Origin of the sequence: Clavibacter sp. VKM Ac-2873, assembly GCF_015351075.1 — a bacterium.
In the GTDB taxonomy this organism is placed as follows: Bacteria; Actinomycetota; Actinomycetes; order Actinomycetales; family Microbacteriaceae; genus Clavibacter.
Map to the genome: position 1 here is coordinate 1 of NZ_JADKRS010000007.1, position 16049 is coordinate 16049.

Sequence of the window (16049 nt, forward strand, 5' to 3'; positions counted from 1 at the left end):
GGAGTACCCGTCGCCGTCGCCGTGTTCGTGATCGACCCCGCATCCACATCCGCCTGCGTCGCCACATACGACGCCGTGCAGGTGACGGACGCACCCGGTGCCAGCGAGGACGCTCCCGTGGGGCAGGTCACGACGGGAGCCGTTCCGGTGCCGCTGAACTGGGTCTCCGCGACGGTCGCGTCGGTGAGGGTGACGTTGCCCGTGTTCGTGACCACGAAGGAGTACGAGACCGTCTCCCCCGCGTTCATGATCGAGCTCGGATCCGCGGACTTCACCACCGCGATGGACGGGTTCGGATCGGCCGTCACGACCGCCTGCGACGGGTCCGAGGTGACCGCCGCACCGCGAGGCGGCGTGCCGGTCGCGGTCGCCGTGTTGGTGATCTGCCCGGCATCGACGTCCGCCTGCGTGGCGATGTAGGTCGCGGTGCAGGTGACCGAGGCGCCCGGAGCCAGCGATGCCGCGCCCGAGGGGCAGGAGATGGCCGGCGCGGTGCCGGTCCCGCTGAACTGCGTCTCGTCGATCGAGACGTTCGTGAGGGTGACGTTGCCGGTGTTCGTGGCGACGAAGGAATAGGAGACCTCATCACCAGCCGCCGCGATGGTGGTGGGCGTCGCCGTCTTCGTCATGGTGATGGCGGGGGTGTTGAGGCCCGGCAGCACGACGGTGTCGGGGTCGGACGGGATCGGCGTGGTGCTCCCCTGAGGGGTGCCGGTCGCGATGGCGGTGTTGGTCACTCCGCCCGCGTCCACATCCGCCTGGGTCACCGCGTAGGTGGCCGTGCACGTGGTGGATGCTCCTGCGGCGAGGGTGGTGGTGGGGCAGCTCGCGTCCGAGATGGTCCCGGAGCCGGTGAACGCCGTCTCGTCGATGCCGACGTCGGTGAGGGCCACGTTGCCGGTGTTCGTGACGAGGAACGAGTAGGTGATCTGGCGACCCACGGTGAAGGACGCGGCGTCCGACGGGGTGGCGGTCTTGTCGAGCGTCAGCGAGGTGACAGGCGTCGTGGTCGGCGTGGTGGTGGTGGACGGGGTGGAGGTGACCGGCGTCGTGGAGCCGGGCGGCGTTCCCGCCGCGGTCGCCGTGTTGTTCACCGCCCCTGCGCTCTGGTCCGCAGCCGTGATGGTGTACGGCGCCGCCGCGCTGCAGGTCACCGTGGCCTGCGGGGCCAGGGTCCCGGCGGGGCAGGTGACCGCTCCGGCCTTGGCGTCCGTCACGCTGACGTTCGACAGCGGCACGTCGCCCGTGTTCGTCACGGCGAACGTGTACTGGATCGTGTCACCGGCGTCGGTGAGGCCGTTGCCGTTGACGTCCACCGGGGTGCCGGCGCGCTTGACGAGGCCGATGCTCGGGTTGCTGAACGTGACGGTCGAGGTACCGGGAGGGTTGAGGCCGGTGGTCGTGACGTTGTCGGGGCCGTTCGTGTAGGTGCCGGCGGTGTTGGACGTGACGTTGACGGACACGGTGCACGAGGTCTGCCCGGCGTTGAGGTTGCCGCTGACGGCGACGCTGCTACCGCCGGCGGGCGCCGTGACGACACCCGATGCGCAGGTGGTCGTCGCTGCGGACGGGTTGCTGATGGTGAGGCCGGGCGCGAGCGCGTCCGTGAACGACCAGCCGTTCTTCGACCCGAGCTCGCTGGTGTTGGTGATGGTGAACGTCAGCTTCGACGTGCCGCCCGTCGTCGTGGACGCGGGGCTGAAGGACTTGTCCAGCTGCGGGGTGACGTCGAGGATCTTGATGTCATCGAAAGCGTGGTCATTGCCTCGATTACCGCCACCGCCGACGTTGCGCATCTTGATGCCCACCGTCGAGCCGCTGAACAAGATGCCCTTGTCGGAGACCAGCGCCTTCGTGCGGATCCCGGCGGTCGCGCCGTCGCACGGATTCACAGGAGTGTTGGTCGCAGATGTCTCGACACCAGCGCTGTTGACGAGGTTGAACGCCAGGCGCGGCTGGACGAAATTGGTTCCGCCGTCCCCGCACGCTCCGGCGACGCTCACGCCGAATGTGATGAAGCGGCCGTTGGCAGACGGGAGGGGTATGGGTGTAACCGTTTTGAACTCGACCGTGTTGGCCGGCACGTCCTGCGAGGCAGTCATCGACGCGACAGCGTCGTTGGCCGCGCCGGTCCCGTTGAGCTGTCCTAACGCGGAAACCAAGTTCTTGAGTTGCGCACGCACCGAACCGGGAATGCTCCCGTTCGTGCACTGATTCGCGCCAAAAGCCGAGCTCGGGTTCAAGACGAGGCCGTTGCACTCCGCCGTATTCCGGTACAGCCCCTCGGAGTCGTATGTCTGACCACCTGCACCCGTGTAGGAGAGGAGAGGAACCGCTGTGCTCGTGTCCGCATTCTCGAAGCCCTCCGTGTAAAGAGTGGTCGGGGCGCTGGGGACGCCTGGGCTACCAGGGGCTGCTTGGGCCGACGAAGCCGCGCCCAACAACCCAGGACCCAGGGTCAAAGACGACGCGACCAGCGCGACGGAGAGGAGCAGAGCGGAGAACCGGCCACGCTTCGTGGTCGCGTCGAGCCGGAATCGCGTGGCGGATCCGTCTGGATCGCGGCGCGGATGCGTGGAGCCGAAGATGTTCATGTCAGGTGTCTCTCTGCTGTGGTGGCTGCTGACATGTCGACGGTCCCCAGAGACATCGACGTGGCCCGCCCAGTACATATCTCGCACGTCCCATCACCTAGCCAAAAGGTGCGGATTGGTACGCATGTCACGTCGATCTCACCCTGCGGTGAGGCTATGTCTTGATTTAGATGGCCCTCGAACGGGGGGTGTGCCGTATATGCTCTCGGAAGCCCTGTCCGCCCAGCGAAAAACGTGTTCAGCTCATCCCCGAGCGAGACCAGTAGTACTGCTTTCGCTCTGGCCGCTCCCATGGGGTGATGTGCAGGACCATTTCCCTCGAGGTGCGGTGAAACGCCTCGGCGGCTGACATAGAGTCCTGCCGAGCTGGGACTCCCGCCCCCACGCTCCACCGATCCGGCACCACCGTCCTACTTCTCGCACACCCGAGTCGCATGAGTCTCGTGCCGCCCTCCCTCACCCGGGGACGGGCCGATCGCACGATCCCCGGCGAGAACGAGAGAGGAACGCCCATGCACGCAAAACGCAGGAGACACCGCACGAAGGCGTACCACTGGTATCGACGGCGCCGGGCCGGGGCGAGTGAGATCTACATACGACGCGCTCCCGCGGTACTGCGGGAACTGGAGCGCATCGGCAGGCGCGAGATGCGCATCCTCGCGATGGAGCGGCAATCCGCCGCACGCGCTCACCCCGGTGTCACCATCCCGCGCGTATCACAGCTCCTCCGCCGGGTCAGGGAAGCCATGTCGAACGTCCTGCGTCGCCATGCGCGCTGACGTCGGGCTCGTGCTCGTGCAGTTCTCCTTGGCGTTGGGAGCAGGATCCATCGTGGCGTCCCTCGTGGGTGATCCCTGGAGCCCCTGCATGCTGGCCGCCTGCGGGGCCGCCTTGACGACCGGCTTCGCCCTCCTCCGGGCCGACCGCCGATGATGCGCCACGGAGTGCGTGGCGCGCGCCGACCCACCATCACCACGAAGACAGGAGCAGACCCCATGGACAGTGAGATGGCGCCCCCTCGTGGCGCGCGGCACCAGGAAGTGCATGCGAACGAGAACGGCGACACGGTCGCTCTCGCCTGCCTGTGCCGCATCGGCCGCGACCACCGCTATACGGAGTGGCTGAACCTCCCGGAGAACAGCGCGCATCTCGCCGACGCACGGAGCGTGTGGGAGCGCATGGCGCATTGAGCCGGTCGCACCCCGTTCCCGTGAGCACATCCACCTCGACCCTAGGCATCAGGAGACGCGAATGATCACCACCTCGGGCCATACGCTCGACGATCTCGACGGCGCCCTCCTCGACGATCTTCGCCCCGGCGAGACGTTGAGGTTCGGCCTCGACGGGATCACCTACGAGATCGACCTCAGCATCGCGCATGCCACCGAGCTCCGCCAGAAGCTCGAGCACTACATGGATGCCGGCCGCGAGGTGCGAGCCGTCTCCTCCCCCCTCTCCGGCCGACGGGCAGCATCCGCGAAGGACCAGGCGCGAGAGCGAGCGGATGCGCGTTCCTGGCTTCGTGAGCACGGACATCCGGTGAGCGACCGCGGCCGCATCGCCCAGGAGCTGCTCCGCCTGTACCACGACCAGCGTCCCCGCGGGACTGAGCGGCGCCGCGCACGGGCGTGACCCACGAGGAGGCATCGCGCGCGAACCCGCAGTCCGCAGCCGCTCCTCACCGTCCGTCGCCCATCGGGGGGGGCCAGCGGCATCGCACGTCCCCCACGACGCGCCCGCCTTCGGGACCGACAGACCCTGACCATCGAACCGCGACACGAACACGAGGACCCAGTGGCACCGCGAGATCCGTACCGGGCCTATGTCGACATCTGCATCGAGCTCGGGCTGATGCCGGCCGAGCGGCACATCTTCGTCGTCGCGAGCGCGGCACTCGATGAGGCGCACGCGAGTGCCCACCTCCTGGGCTCGGGGCCGGTGACCTGGGCCCTGCTGCGTGTGGACGAGCGCGACGCCTGCGTGCGCTGCCTCTCCACCATCCCCGCCTTCCTCGAGCACCATTACGGGACCGGCACGGCGACCGACAGCCGCGGCTCCGGAGCGAAGGAGATCGTGCATGCGTTCCACAACCTGCATGACCTCTCGATCGCCGTCACCACCGCTTACGCCAGCCAGGACTGGTCGTGCATCCGGCCGGTCGCCGGCTGCCCGAGCTGCGCGGGGCGCGAGCGGGCGTTCGTGCCGCCCTCGCTTCGCGAGACGGGCTCCTGCGACGAACCCGGATGCTCCGAAGCGGATGAGCACGATCGAGCCGCTGACGCTGCCCGCTTCCTCTCCCGCACCCGCTGGGCGTTCGGATTCGCGTCGATCGTCGGCAACCCGACGACGGCTCGGCGATCGCGTGGCGCATTCGTCGCGGTCGCCCCCGTCCGCGACGCCTTCGACCCCGAGGAGTGCGAGACGGCGATCGGCAAGGGCACCACTGGCGCCGAGGCGACGGCCAGCTGCCTCGGGATTGCGCTCGAACGATACGTCCTGGCCGGCTCGAGCCCTGCCATCGTCACCGCGACGGCTCTCGAGCTCGAGCGAGCAGTCGACGTCGAGCATCGATTCGACCTCGCGGGCGCTGGAGCGCGACCGGGGGTGCCGTTCTCCAGCGCGGTGGAGTTGGAGTGGATCCCCGCCGTCGATGTCCTCGAGGGCCGGCACGTGCACATCCCCGCCGCTCTCGCCCTCCACACCCGCGCGCCACAGGGCACCTCGGCGATCGGTGCGGGGAGCGACGACGGCGTGGCATGCCGCGCATCCGCCGCGGAAGCCGTCCACCGGGGGCTGCGTGAGGTCGTGGAGCGGGACGCGTTCCGGTACTACGTGCGCACGGATGCCCGGCCCACCGGCCTGGGCTGGGCTCTCGTGCCGGAGGACGTGCGCATCGCGATGGCCGAGATCGATGGCAGGTTCTCCGTCACGCTGCTCGACAACCCCTTCGATGCCCCGGTCGTCGCCGTGACCGTCGTCTGCGGGAGCTCGCACCACGCGCGTTCGGCGTTCGGGACGGCGTTCGGCTCGACGCTCGCCGCGAGCGTGCGGGATGCCTTCGTGGAGTGCGTCTCGCGGCTGTACGCATTCGATGCCCGGATCGCGACCGACCCGAGGCGGACGGACATGCGCGACCTGTGGGTCACCGGTGCCACCGTGGAGAGCCTGCCCGGGCTGTTCCCGGACATGGACTCCGGCGTGGAGGTCGGCGCCGATGAGCTCGGTCTGCACGAGGTCCACACGTTCCGCCAGCTGCTGCTGGATGCCGAGGCGCAGAACCTCTCCGTCTACGACGTCCCGCTCGTCGACGACGGCGGCATCGCCGTGCACAAGGTGCTCTTGTCGGGCATCACGATCTCCGAGTCCGCCTCGAGCTCGCCGGCGGACCGCCTGACGGGGTTCGCCATGTTGCTCGGCCATCCCGCGCCCCAGCTGCGGTACGACGGGCCGCTCGCCTTCTGACCCGCTGACCGCCGAGATCCGTCCGCCCCATCCGCCCGCTCAGCCGAGAGCGCGGGACGGGTGCGCGAGCACGTTCAGCAGGATGGGTCGCGTCGCGTGCAGCGACAGGCGCACCAGCGCGATCCCGAGGACGATGCACCCCCCGGTCGCGAGGACGGCATCCCGCAGGAGAACCACCGCGTCGATCGACCCCGAGCTGAGAGCGGGGCCCACGAAGGGCGCGATCAGGCATGCCCCCACCAGGGCGGATGTCAGCGCCACGAAGACGAGGGGCGCCATCACGGTCCGCACACGTGCTCGATCCATCACCGAGACGGGCATGCCGAGACGGTCGAGGCTCACGTAGAGCTCGCGCCGCTCGAGCACGGCCGCCGCTTGGCTGACGCCTGCCGAGCACGCGACCATGAGGAACGACGCCACCAGCGTGATGAAGATGCCCGTCCGGATATCCGTCGCGGTGGGATCCGTCGAGCCCCCATCGCCCGCCTGCATGCTCAGCGCCGCCCCCGAGCCGATCACGACGGCCGTGAAGCTCGTCATGGCGACGCCGCTGACGAGGCGCCATGCGGCCTTCGGCGACTCGAGGATGCCCCGCGCGGAGATCAGCTGCGCGGCGGTCCGCGCGACACGCAGCTTCCTCCGCGCGAACAGGGACAGGACGAACGGCCCGCTGAGGTTGAACGCCGCGATCGCGATGCTGAACGCGACGACGACGACGACGAGTCCGATCGCGGCGCCGAGCCCGTCGAGGTTCTTCAGCAGCACGAAAGCCACGATCACGGCGAGCGTCCCCCCGACCAGCCGGAGCGGCGACACGCGGGGCGGTCTCTGCTTCACGCGGACGCCCAGCGGGGTGATGACCACCTGACGCAGCCCCGCGATGGAGCTGATCAGTCCGAGCATCGCCACAGCGGCCACCGTCACGAGGATCACCACGGGTCCTACCCAGATGGCGACCGGACCGATCGGCTTGCCCTCGAAGGGGATGAGCCCGACGAGAGGCATCCCGAACGTGTAGACCACGACTCCCGCGACCGAACCGAGGACGGCGAGAGCAGTCGACTCGACCGCTGTCATGAGCGTGATGGTCCACGTGCTCGCACCGAGGAGGCGAAGGGTCGCCAGCCGGTCGTCACGCCGTCGGGCGGCGAGGCGGGCAGCGGCACCGCCGAGGGTCGCCAGGGGAACCAGGAGCAGCGACAGCGCCACCAGGCTGAGGAGCTGGAGGACGCGCGCGGACGGTTCTGTCCACTGCCAGAACATCAGCGTTCCTCCGAGCACCGTGAGCAGGAGCGCGGTGGTGACCGCGAAGGCGACGACGGGGAGCAGGACCGTCGCGGGACTCACGGCCCCGGGCCGCGTGAACATCCAGGCCAGACGCAGGACGGGCGTACGGCGCGCCCTGCCGGGGATCTGGCTGATGGCCGGAGGCGTCGGCAGCGTGACCGACGTCACGACAGCTCCTCATCGTCGGCGTCGTCGCTCGCCGGACGCCCCGTACGCGGATAGAGCTTGGGGATGGCCGTGGTCGGCGGCTTCGCGGAGCCCTCCAGGGCGGAGTCGCTCACGATGTGGCCATCGACGAGTCGCACCACGCGGGAGCACCTCGCCGCCACCGACTCGTCGTGCGTGACGACCACCAGCGTCCGGCCCTGGCCGACGGTGGAGCGCAGCAGGGCGTCCATGACGCCCACCCCGGTCGCCGAGTCGAGGGCGCCCGTCGGCTCATCGGCGAACGTGATCCTCGCGCCGGTCACCTGCGAGCGGGCGATGGCGACGCGTTGGGCCTGACCACCCGAGAGCTCCCCGATGCGCCGTGCCTCCATGCCCGCGAGCCCGAGGGCGGCGAGCCACGAGCCAGCATGCGCCTCGGCAGCGGCGCGTTCGGCACCGCCGAGCAGGAGCGGCAGGGCGACGTTCTCTACGGCCGTGAGCTCGGGCACGAGGAGGCCCTGCTGGAAGACGAACCCGAGATCCCGTCGACGCATCTCCGCACGCTTCGCGTCGGAGAGCCTGCAGATCTCGACGTCCCCGGACTCGCCGCTGTAGGTGACGCTCCCGGTGTCCGGGCGGAGCACTCCGGAGAGGCAGTGCAGGAGGCTGGTCTTGCCGGATCCGGAGGCCCCCATGACCGCGACGGACTCGCCCTCGCGGATCACGAGGTCGACGCCGTCGAGGGCGGGGTCTCTGCCGTACCGGAGGACGAGACGGGATGCGCGGAGGATCGGCGGCTTCATCACCGCACCCGGTTCCGTGCTCGGGCAGTGCTGCGGTCCTGGCTCACTCGGTGCTCCATCCGTTGATGCGCCGAGCAAGGGCGTCGAGCAGCTCCGGACGGAAGCCCGTCCAGGTCGCCGCTCCCGCCTGCACGGCGACGGTCGTATATGCGCGGTCGAGTCCGCCGACCGCGCGGGTGATCCGGAAATCGATGCCCCTCTCCTCTAGACAGCGAAGGGTCTCCCGGAAGCCCTCGCTGCTCGGCACTCCTGTCACCAGCACGTCGACTGCCATCGCCATCCCTCTCTCCCGTCCTCCTCCCCGCGTGGCACGCGGCGGCGTGCGACACGGTCGGTCAGGTCGGCAGCCCCCGCTGCCCCCGACCCGGTCACACCCATCTGCTGACGTAGTCGAAGAGCGGATACGTTGCCAGCGCCGCGAACGGAGCGCAGCAGACGACGTTCAGCCAGCGGTGCTCGACCGTCACGGCCACAAACTCGCGCAGGAACGCGCTGGGGACGTAGTAGCGCGCGGTCGGCGATCCGATGACCTGCGCAGGGAGGTCGAGCCCCCGCGCGAGGGCCGCGGCCCGGAGGACGTGGTAGTCATTGGTCACGATCATCATCTGACCGTCGCGCTGCGCCGCGATCTGCAGGTCCCGCGAGTACTTCAGATTCTGACGCGTGTTCCGCGACATGACCTCTGGACGCACGTGATCCGGCTCAGCCCCGTGCGCCACGAGGTAGTCGGCCATGGCGTCCGCCTCCGCGCGCGGCTCGTCCGGCCCTCGGCCTCCGGACGGGATCAGCAGGGGGGCCCGCTGGAGGGCGCGTTCGTCCTCGTACGCGGCCAGCGCACGATCGAGCCGACTGCGTAGCAGCGGCGGGACCTCGCCACGGACCAGTCCCGAACCCAGCACGACGATGACGGCCGGCACGAGCGCGTGCCGGGTCCTCGCGTAGATCACGGCGTACACGGCGAACGCCACGAAGGACAGCGCGAAGTACGACGGCACGAAGACCAGCAGCAGGAAGATGACGGCCAGCACGGTGTCCCCCGCGCTGTAGGGCTCGTCGAAGTCCGACGCCGCGGAGATGGCGGTGATCGCTGCGGGGAGGAGCAACAGGGAGACGCCGGCGATGAGCGAGAGGAGATTCCCCAGGCTGCGACCCTCGAGCCGGATCATCTGCACGCCGTTGACGATGAGGGAGGCGGCCAGCCCGAGGACGGCGAGCGGGACGAGCACGGTCACGAGCGCCGCGATGAGGATGGCCACGAGCGGCACGAGCAGGGCCAGCACCGCGATGAGGGCCATGACGGCGCTCAGGACGGCGGCGACGAGGAATACGCCGTTGCGCAGCATCCGGGGGTCGCGCCGCCGACCGATGACGTAGAGCACGCCGAAGCCGCAAGCGGAGCCCGCGCACCCCCAGGCAGCGGGCTCGAGCAGGTTCACGCGCCGCTCCTCGGGGCATCCGCGAAGGGGATGCCGGCGCTCACCTGTCGACCGCCGGTACGCGATCGTCGAGGGCGGGATGTTCCGGAGGACGAGCCCGAGCGGTCGCGCCTGCACATGAGGGATCGCGAGACCCGAGAAAGGCCGGAATAGGAATCCCTGTCACGTGGGGTGAAGCAGTGGAGAGCATTGTTCACAGCGGCATACTACACATCCTCATCACGGCCCGATCGTCACTCCGCACACCTACGCAATCGCCGTTCCACGTGATCGGCCGACATTTTCCGACGTCCTGATGATTCTGGTACCCGGCTGGCCCTGGACCTCACCCCGATGCGAGATCGACGCTCGGGCACAATCACCCTCGGCCTCATCGCGGCGCCGGTCGACCATCGCTCGCGAATGCCCTCATGGCCATTCCAGAGAGCGTCTCCCCTGGAGTCGCCGGCGCCGCGGTGGATCCCCTGATGCGATACCTCTTGGTCGACCGGCCCGCCCGCAGCGCACCATCGGCACGGGCCCGCTCCCGGTCGTCGCGAGCGGGATGCTCTAGCCCTCCCCTCGCCGCCATCGTGGGCATGTTCGACCGCCTCGGCACCCTCGCGGCCGCGATGTCGGTCGGACCCCAGCCGACGTGGCGGCTCCGCCATCCACCGCACCGACACCAGGCGACGCGATCGACGTTTTCCCGGTCCAGAGGCTCATGTTTTCCTGGGATATCCCGCCCGAACGGGCCCGCACGTGTGGCGAATCGTTCGGGCCCGGCATGAGCGGGTGCTGTGGCGACCGTGTTCCGCCGCCTCAGGAGATCGGTGACCGGATAGGCCACGCGATCATCTGGGGACCGCTTGCGCAGCCTCCGCGACGCGCGTCGAGTACCTTCGAGTCAGGCGCGTCCCCGGCCCGTCAGAAGGTTTACCCGAATTCCGCCCGAGCCGACAGAGAAACCATACCCGAAATCACCCCACGGAGGAGCGACACGTGGCAAACATCATCCCCATGCTCATCACCGCGATGGTCGTATTACCCATCCTGCTCGTCTTCTTCATATCGGTCTTGGTGGTCATGTCGCGCCGGCGAGGCGGGCTCTCCAGGACGTTCCTCATCACGTGCGCCGTCAGCATCGTCTATCTCTGCGGCCTGCTCTCCTACGTCCTGTCGCCGCCTGCCAGAGCTCAGATCCACTGCGCCGGGGTCGAATGGAACCCCCTTGCAGGGATCCTGGCGCTCGACGGCGCCAGCCCCCTCGACGACCCGGACTTCGATCAGATGGTCGCCAACATCATCCTGTTCATGCCGTTCGGCTTCCTCGCCCGGCTGCTGACCGGACGAGGCGTGATCGTCGCGGGCGTCGCAGGGCTCGCGACATCGCTGATCATCGAGACCTCGCAGTTGACAGGCGACTGGGGCGTCTTCCCCTGCGCCTACAGGGCCTTCGACACCGGGGACCTCCTGACCAACACCGTCGGTGCCGTGGCCGGCTCGCTCGCCGCGCTCCTGATGGCCCGGAGGCGAGCACCTGGCGACCCGATCCGGGTCAGCCGGCTCACCAGGCGTCGCCGAGTGGCCGCGATGGCGACGGATGTGGTCGCCGCCATCGCCATCTTCGAGCTCACCATCCGTGTCTACGACGCGCTGGCCATGACGACGGCGCTCTTCGACGACGGTGCACCGACGGATCCGTCGGCAAAAGCCATCTGGGGCCTCGTGGACGGCTCATCGGTCCTGTTCATTCTCATCGCCTGCGCTGTCCACTCCACCGCCGTCCTCGTGACCGGCACCACCATCGGCGAGCGGGTCCTCCATGTGCGCGTCGACAGCGAACGCTTCCGCAGCGCGTTGCTCGCACGGACGATCCGCATCCTGGCGGGCCTCGGAGGGCTCATGCTCACCGCGCTGCTGCCCGACGCCCTGGGGAGGATCGCTGCCGTCGCCCTGATCCTCGCGAACGCGGTAGGCGTCTTCGTCACGAAGGACGCCCGCGGCTTCGCGCAGTTCGCGGCGGGCATGCATCCTCGGGTGGAGCATCCGGATGACCCCGATGGCCTTTGACCACGAGGTCGTCCTCGCATGACGGCCCCCCGCACGCCCTCCGATGACGACCTCGCCGAGCTCGCCGACCTGTCTCGAGAGGCAGGAGAGCGCCTCCAGCGGTACCGGCGGTGGCTGACGGTCACGTTGGTCCTGGTCTTGCTCGGCCCCGGGTGCGCGATGATCGCCGCCGCGGCCACCACCGAGTCGATGGTGGCGAGGGCCGCCGCCAGCGCCATCTCCGTGGTCGCCATCGTCGGCTCCCTCGTCGGCGTCCACCGTGCACGTCTGCGCGCGGAGGAGGCTGCCTGCGTCGCGGAGGGCTGGGAGCGGACGATCACCAGCCGACCGCGCTCCCCGGGGACGACCGGGCATCGCATGCGATGGTCGGCGCGACGGGCGACGAGGAGATCAGGCGTCAGGACGGTTCGGTACCGTGCGCGCCATCGGCACGCAGGACGTCAGCACGAGTCCGCCGCCGAGCGTGGTGCCGGCACAGGCGAGGCACACCACTGGCCATGGCCCGTGGTCGAACAGGACGCCGGCGGCCAGGGTCCCCACAGCAGCGGAGAGGAGCGCGACGGCCTCGTAGACGCCGAAGGCGCGGCCGACCGACCGGGTACCCGCAGCAGCGGCGATGATCGTCTGCTCGATCGGCAGCAGGGCGGCCAGCCCGATGGCTGAGAGCGCCCAGACCGCGGCGATCATCGTCGGCTCGTGGCTGACGGTGAGGCCGATCGCGCAGACGACATGCGTGGCGACCGCGTGACCGATCATGCGCCGCCGACCGTACCGGACCGTGAGCACCCGCATGTTCTCCTGGGCGACCGTGAGGGCCACGATGCTCGGGAGCGCCGTGGCTCCGATGGTGAGTGGGCTGAAGTGGAGGTCCCGCTGCAGGTGCATCAGGAACAGGAGCGAGATCGCCGCCTCGCCCGCGCCGACCAGGCCGACCCCGAGGAGCGGGACACGGAGATCGCGCACGAGCCTCCGCGCGCGGCCCGTGCGGATGTCGAGGAGCGCGAGCTCGCAGATCGGCCGCGACTCGGCCGCGGATGCGCTTCCGTGGATCCGCAGGGAGACGAGGATCGCGGCCGCGCCGACGGAGCACACCGCAGCGACGACCAGGGCCGACGAGCATCCGAGCAGCGACACGAGCCCGACAGCGGGGACGAGCACCGCCCAGGAGCCGAGGTCCTCGGCCCGGAGCATGCGGGAGGACGCGCGGGGTTCGGTGGAGCTCCTCCCCGCTGCCATGGCACGCAGCGCGATCCAGAGGAAGGTGCTGGCGGCCCGGCCGGCTGACGCGGCGAGCGTCGCCACCGCGAAGGAGTCGGCGGCCGCCAGCAGTGAGTACGCGAGCCCGAGCACGACGGCGGACGCCGCGGCCACCGTGCACCTGTCGCGACGGTCGATCCAGACCCCGGCGAGCGGGCGCAGGAGGAAGGCGGTCCCGAGCGCCGCCGCGAGCAGCATGCCCGTCTGGGTCGCCGAGAGGCCGAGACCGTCCGCGGCCGACAGCGGCAGGACGAAGTCGATGATCTGGCCGGCGCCGCTGATGAGGGTCACGCTGCGGAGCATCAGGCGGATGCGGTCGCTGGGGCGCGGGGAGACGGCACTCATGCCAGCCCCCTCACGGGCGCCCGGAGCTCGTCGACGGGCGGCGACGGGTCGAGCCATGGCGCGCCCGCACCGACGGTGGACGTCAGCGGCTGTCGGGGCATGCACGTCTCTCCTCGTCCAGGGGCAAGCCGCGCTCCGGGCCGGCGCGGCCCCCGACCAGAACCGGTCCGGAGCCGGCCGGTCGGCTCCGCTCTCTGGGCAGGCGGGGATGGGATTCGCCTCGCACGTCGCACGGAGCCGACCCCCTCGGCTCGACGCGAGATGCGATGCGCGAGCTGAGGGCGATGTGACCTCACGGGGGCTTCAGGGGGATGTCGCCCCCGCGAGGTCGGTCGATGGTGACACGGTGACGGCCCAAAGACAAATCGGTTGTACCATTTTGACCTCAGCCCGATGACGAGTCATGCGCTCGCCCGATGACCGCCTCTCCGTCACTTTCGGCCTGTCTAGTACTGGTTTCTGACGAATGGTGCACGTCGCCATCCTGCTCCTCATGTCGGAAGTCACCCGGGTACTAGATCGCTCTCCGCGATGGAAGGTGAGGTCATCCGAGGAACTGGGACAATCCATCACATGCCCAAGGACCTGCTGCGCCAGCGTGGAGCGCCCGACAACGTGATCGCGTTCCACACGCTGGTCCAAGCCCCGTCCCGGGTGATCGTGCTCCGCCACCTCCTGCGCGGCCCGGTCGTCTTCGACGAGCTGATGCGGGAGCTGGGCATGTCCGCCGCCGCCTGCAGGGAGGCCATCTACGCCCTCACCGAAGCGGGATACGTGACGGATGACGCCGACGCCTCCTACCGACGCAAGCCCTCGCCGACGAGGTACTGGGCCCTGCGCGATCGCGTCGCCGCCGACACGCTCGACTTCGCGAAGTTCGTGCTGAGCTGAGGCGCCGCTCGCCAGGGTCTCGACGCGGGTGTTGCGATGCCCTCGCCCGCGCCGAACGGCCCGGTCATCGATCACCGTCTCCCCCGGGCGGACGTCGAGGAGAGCGGGCTGCAGTCCTCCTCGGCCCCATCTCGGCCGACGGTCGGGGTGGCGTGCTGCGCTTCCGCCTCATCCACATGCCGCACCGCGAGGAGACGATGTGACGTGGCGTCAGCGCATGATCTCCACGCCCTGATCGACGATCTCCAGCGCGGGACAGGTGCGGCTGGCCGCCCGCAAGGCCTCCCGATCCCCCTCACCCAACGCCAGCCCGTACTGGCTGACCAGGTACGCGAAGCGAGCGGCGTACACGCACCGGTAGTCGTCCCCGGGCGGCAGCCACTCCGCCGGGCCCTGCTCCCGCTTGTCCCGCATGGTGGGCCCGTCGACGGCCTGGAGGTTCTCGAGGTCCGAGGCCAACGCCTCCCGCTGGTCAGCGCGCCATGCCGCCGCACCGTGCGACCATGCCCACGGCAAGGGGACGATGCGGTCGACCTCCACCGCAGCGCTCGTGCCGGCGCCTCGCACGTAGTCGATCCCCTGGCCGGTGTAGGGATCGGCCAGGTTGCCCGAGTGGATGACGCAGCCCTGCGTCCCCGGGACCACGCTGACGGCGACGAGGTCGCGCGCGAGGACGTCCTCATGCTGATCGCAGCCGTTGCGGTCCGTGTCGCTCCACGACGGGCCGAAGGCATGGCGGTCGTAGGCGGGCTGCCGATCAGGGGGCGGCGGCGGCGGCGCGCCGTCGACGAGAGCGCGGACGGCTGCTGCGTCGATCAGTCCGTGATCGACGAGACCCGCGTCCCTGAGCGCATGGGCGACGTCCCGCCTCGGGACGCGGGAGGGGGGCAGGGGGTCCGCCTCTCGGCCTGAGGAATCGAGGGAAGCGAGGACGCCGAGGACGGTGATGGCGGTACCGCCGAGGGCGAGCGCAGCCCAGGCGGCCCGTGACCTCACCGGAGCTCCACCCGCCGGCGGCTCGCGCCGACGGGGAGCGGCGAGCTAGGGACGCGACTGCCGAGCATCATGGAGCAGCTCGGGGCAGGTGCCGCCCGGGGTCGTGGCGAGCTCGAAGTGCCACGTCTCGTTCGCGTACGTCCGGCAGAGGCCGAATTCCGAGCCGTGGTCCTCGAGCCACAGCTGCGCGTCCGGATCCGCGATGTCCACGGCGTCGCCACTCACGTGACGGGAGTCCTCGCTCGAGGCCACGTACTTCCGAGCGGCCTTCTCGCTGCCGTATTTCTCGATGCCATCCTTCAGGAGCTGGTCTTGGAAGCGCTCGCTTCGCCAGCCGCTCGTGATCAGCAGGTCGAAGCCGTATCTCTCCGCCGTCGTAGCTGCTGCAGCAGCCGCCGCCTTCCGCAGCGCCTCGTGCAGGTCCGGATCCAGATTCTCGATGGCCGGGAGATCCGAATCGACATCCACACCGAGGGAATCCGAGATGATCCCGTCGTCCGCGGTCAGCGCCGCGTCGCCGATCTGGGTCTCGTATGAGCCATCGCCGCTGGGTCCTGTCACCTCATCCCTCGACTCGCGGGGCTGCGTCATGAACGCCCCCGCGGCGAGGGCGACCGCGGCGCAGGTGATCGAGAGGACGATGATCCGGCGGACGTCACGGCGCTCCCGACCGTGTCGGGGGATGTGGGTCGAGTCATTCATGCGAGCCTCCTGATGAGGGATCGATGCCTCGGGGTCGAGGTCGATGGGGTGGTGAGCAGTACGGAAGGAAGGGGGTC

Annotated in this window: 13 protein-coding genes and 1 pseudogene; 6 read left to right on the plus strand and 8 right to left on the minus strand. The window is 69.7% G+C overall.

Annotated elements, in window-relative coordinates; genetic code table 11:
* A pseudogene (locus ITJ44_RS16200) lies at window positions 1-1892 on the minus strand (DUF11 domain-containing protein); the annotation flags it as partial.
* Between the two features lie 1470 nt (window positions 1893-3362).
* On the opposite strand from ITJ44_RS16200, the gene ITJ44_RS15350 reads away from it, so the two are divergent.
* The 4 genes from ITJ44_RS15350 (at window position 3363) to ITJ44_RS15365 (ending at window position 6056) form a co-directional block, all read left to right on the plus strand.
* Complete coding sequence (locus ITJ44_RS15350) at window positions 3363-3527, plus strand: hypothetical protein (RefSeq protein WP_194636418.1); 165 nt, start codon at window positions 3363-3365, stop codon at window positions 3525-3527.
* Between the two features lie 62 nt (window positions 3528-3589).
* Window positions 3590-3784: a hypothetical protein gene (locus ITJ44_RS15355; RefSeq protein WP_194636419.1), complete on the plus strand. Its 195-nt coding sequence runs from the start codon at window positions 3590-3592 to the stop codon at window positions 3782-3784.
* 61 nt (window positions 3785-3845) lie between these two features.
* A complete protein-coding gene (locus ITJ44_RS15360; RefSeq protein ID WP_194636420.1) occupies window positions 3846-4226 on the plus strand; it encodes an Lsr2 family protein in 381 nt (126 codons plus the stop codon).
* A gap of 162 nt (window positions 4227-4388) precedes the next feature.
* On the plus strand, window positions 4389-6056 hold the full coding sequence (locus tag ITJ44_RS15365; protein WP_194636421.1) for a YcaO-like family protein: 1668 nt from the start codon (window positions 4389-4391) through the stop codon (window positions 6054-6056).
* Between the two features lie 39 nt (window positions 6057-6095).
* On the opposite strand, the gene ITJ44_RS15370 is transcribed toward ITJ44_RS15365, so the two are convergent.
* From ITJ44_RS15370 to ITJ44_RS15385, 4 genes are all read right to left on the minus strand, one after another.
* A complete protein-coding gene (locus ITJ44_RS15370) occupies window positions 6096-7511 on the minus strand; it encodes an FtsX-like permease family protein (protein WP_370551714.1) in 1416 nt (471 codons plus the stop codon).
* Window positions 7508-8293, minus strand: a complete 786-nt coding sequence (locus ITJ44_RS15375) for an ABC transporter ATP-binding protein (protein ID WP_194636422.1) — start codon at window positions 8291-8293, stop codon at window positions 7508-7510. Before ITJ44_RS15375 ends, ITJ44_RS15370 begins: the two co-directional genes overlap by 4 nt.
* Before the next feature lie 43 nt (window positions 8294-8336).
* Window positions 8337-8567 (minus strand): hypothetical protein, encoded by a 231-nt coding sequence (locus ITJ44_RS15380; protein ID WP_194636423.1) that lies wholly within the window; start codon window positions 8565-8567, stop codon window positions 8337-8339.
* A gap of 94 nt (window positions 8568-8661) precedes the next feature.
* A complete protein-coding gene (locus ITJ44_RS15385) occupies window positions 8662-9729 on the minus strand; it encodes a YdcF family protein (protein WP_370551715.1) in 1068 nt (355 codons plus the stop codon).
* A gap of 981 nt (window positions 9730-10710) precedes the next feature.
* On the opposite strand from ITJ44_RS15385, the gene ITJ44_RS15390 reads away from it, so the two are divergent.
* Entirely contained in the window at window positions 10711-11781 is a 1071-nt protein-coding gene (locus ITJ44_RS15390) for a VanZ family protein (protein WP_194636424.1), read from the plus strand.
* A 390-nt stretch (window positions 11782-12171) separates the two neighbouring features.
* Here ITJ44_RS15390 and ITJ44_RS15395 read toward each other — a convergent pair whose 3' ends face one another.
* Window positions 12172-13383 carry an MFS transporter gene (locus ITJ44_RS15395; RefSeq protein WP_194636425.1) on the minus strand — a complete coding sequence of 404 codons (1212 nt, stop codon included), beginning with the start codon at window positions 13381-13383 and terminating at the stop codon, window positions 12172-12174.
* 573 nt (window positions 13384-13956) lie between these two features.
* Between ITJ44_RS15395 and ITJ44_RS15400 the strand changes: the two genes are divergently transcribed.
* Window positions 13957-14274: a winged helix-turn-helix domain-containing protein gene (locus ITJ44_RS15400; RefSeq protein WP_228495231.1), complete on the plus strand. Its 318-nt coding sequence runs from the start codon at window positions 13957-13959 to the stop codon at window positions 14272-14274.
* A 210-nt stretch (window positions 14275-14484) separates the two neighbouring features.
* On the opposite strand, the gene ITJ44_RS15405 is transcribed toward ITJ44_RS15400, so the two are convergent.
* On the minus strand, window positions 14485-15270 hold the full coding sequence (locus ITJ44_RS15405) for an HNH endonuclease family protein (protein ID WP_194636426.1): 786 nt from the start codon (window positions 15268-15270) through the stop codon (window positions 14485-14487).
* Window positions 15271-15315: 45 nt separating this feature from the next.
* Window positions 15316-15861 carry a M15 family metallopeptidase gene (locus tag ITJ44_RS15410; protein ID WP_194636427.1) on the minus strand — a complete coding sequence of 182 codons (546 nt, stop codon included), beginning with the start codon at window positions 15859-15861 and terminating at the stop codon, window positions 15316-15318.
* Window positions 15862-16049: the final 188 nt, after the last annotated feature.

Bases quoted from the DNA above. Each gene is read 5' to 3' on its own strand.
- ITJ44_RS15350 (WP_194636418.1), top strand. From the start codon at position 3,363: ATGCGCGCTGACGTCGGGCTCGTGCTCGTGCAGTTCTCCTTGGCGTTG.
- ITJ44_RS15375 (WP_194636422.1), bottom strand. From the start codon at position 8,293: ATGAAGCCGCCGATCCTCCGCGCATCCCGTCTCGTCCTCCGGTACGGC.
- ITJ44_RS15380 (WP_194636423.1), bottom strand. From the start codon at position 8,567: ATGGCAGTCGACGTGCTGGTGACAGGAGTGCCGAGCAGCGAGGGCTTC.
- ITJ44_RS15410 (WP_194636427.1), bottom strand. From the start codon at position 15,861: ATGACGCAGCCCCGCGAGTCGAGGGATGAGGTGACAGGACCCAGCGGC.
- ITJ44_RS15400 (WP_228495231.1), top strand. From the start codon at position 13,957: ATGCCCAAGGACCTGCTGCGCCAGCGTGGAGCGCCCGACAACGTGATC.
- ITJ44_RS15360 (WP_194636420.1), top strand. From the start codon at position 3,846: ATGATCACCACCTCGGGCCATACGCTCGACGATCTCGACGGCGCCCTC.
- ITJ44_RS15395 (WP_194636425.1), bottom strand. From the start codon at position 13,383: ATGAGTGCCGTCTCCCCGCGCCCCAGCGACCGCATCCGCCTGATGCTC.
- ITJ44_RS15355 (WP_194636419.1), top strand. From the start codon at position 3,590: ATGGACAGTGAGATGGCGCCCCCTCGTGGCGCGCGGCACCAGGAAGTG.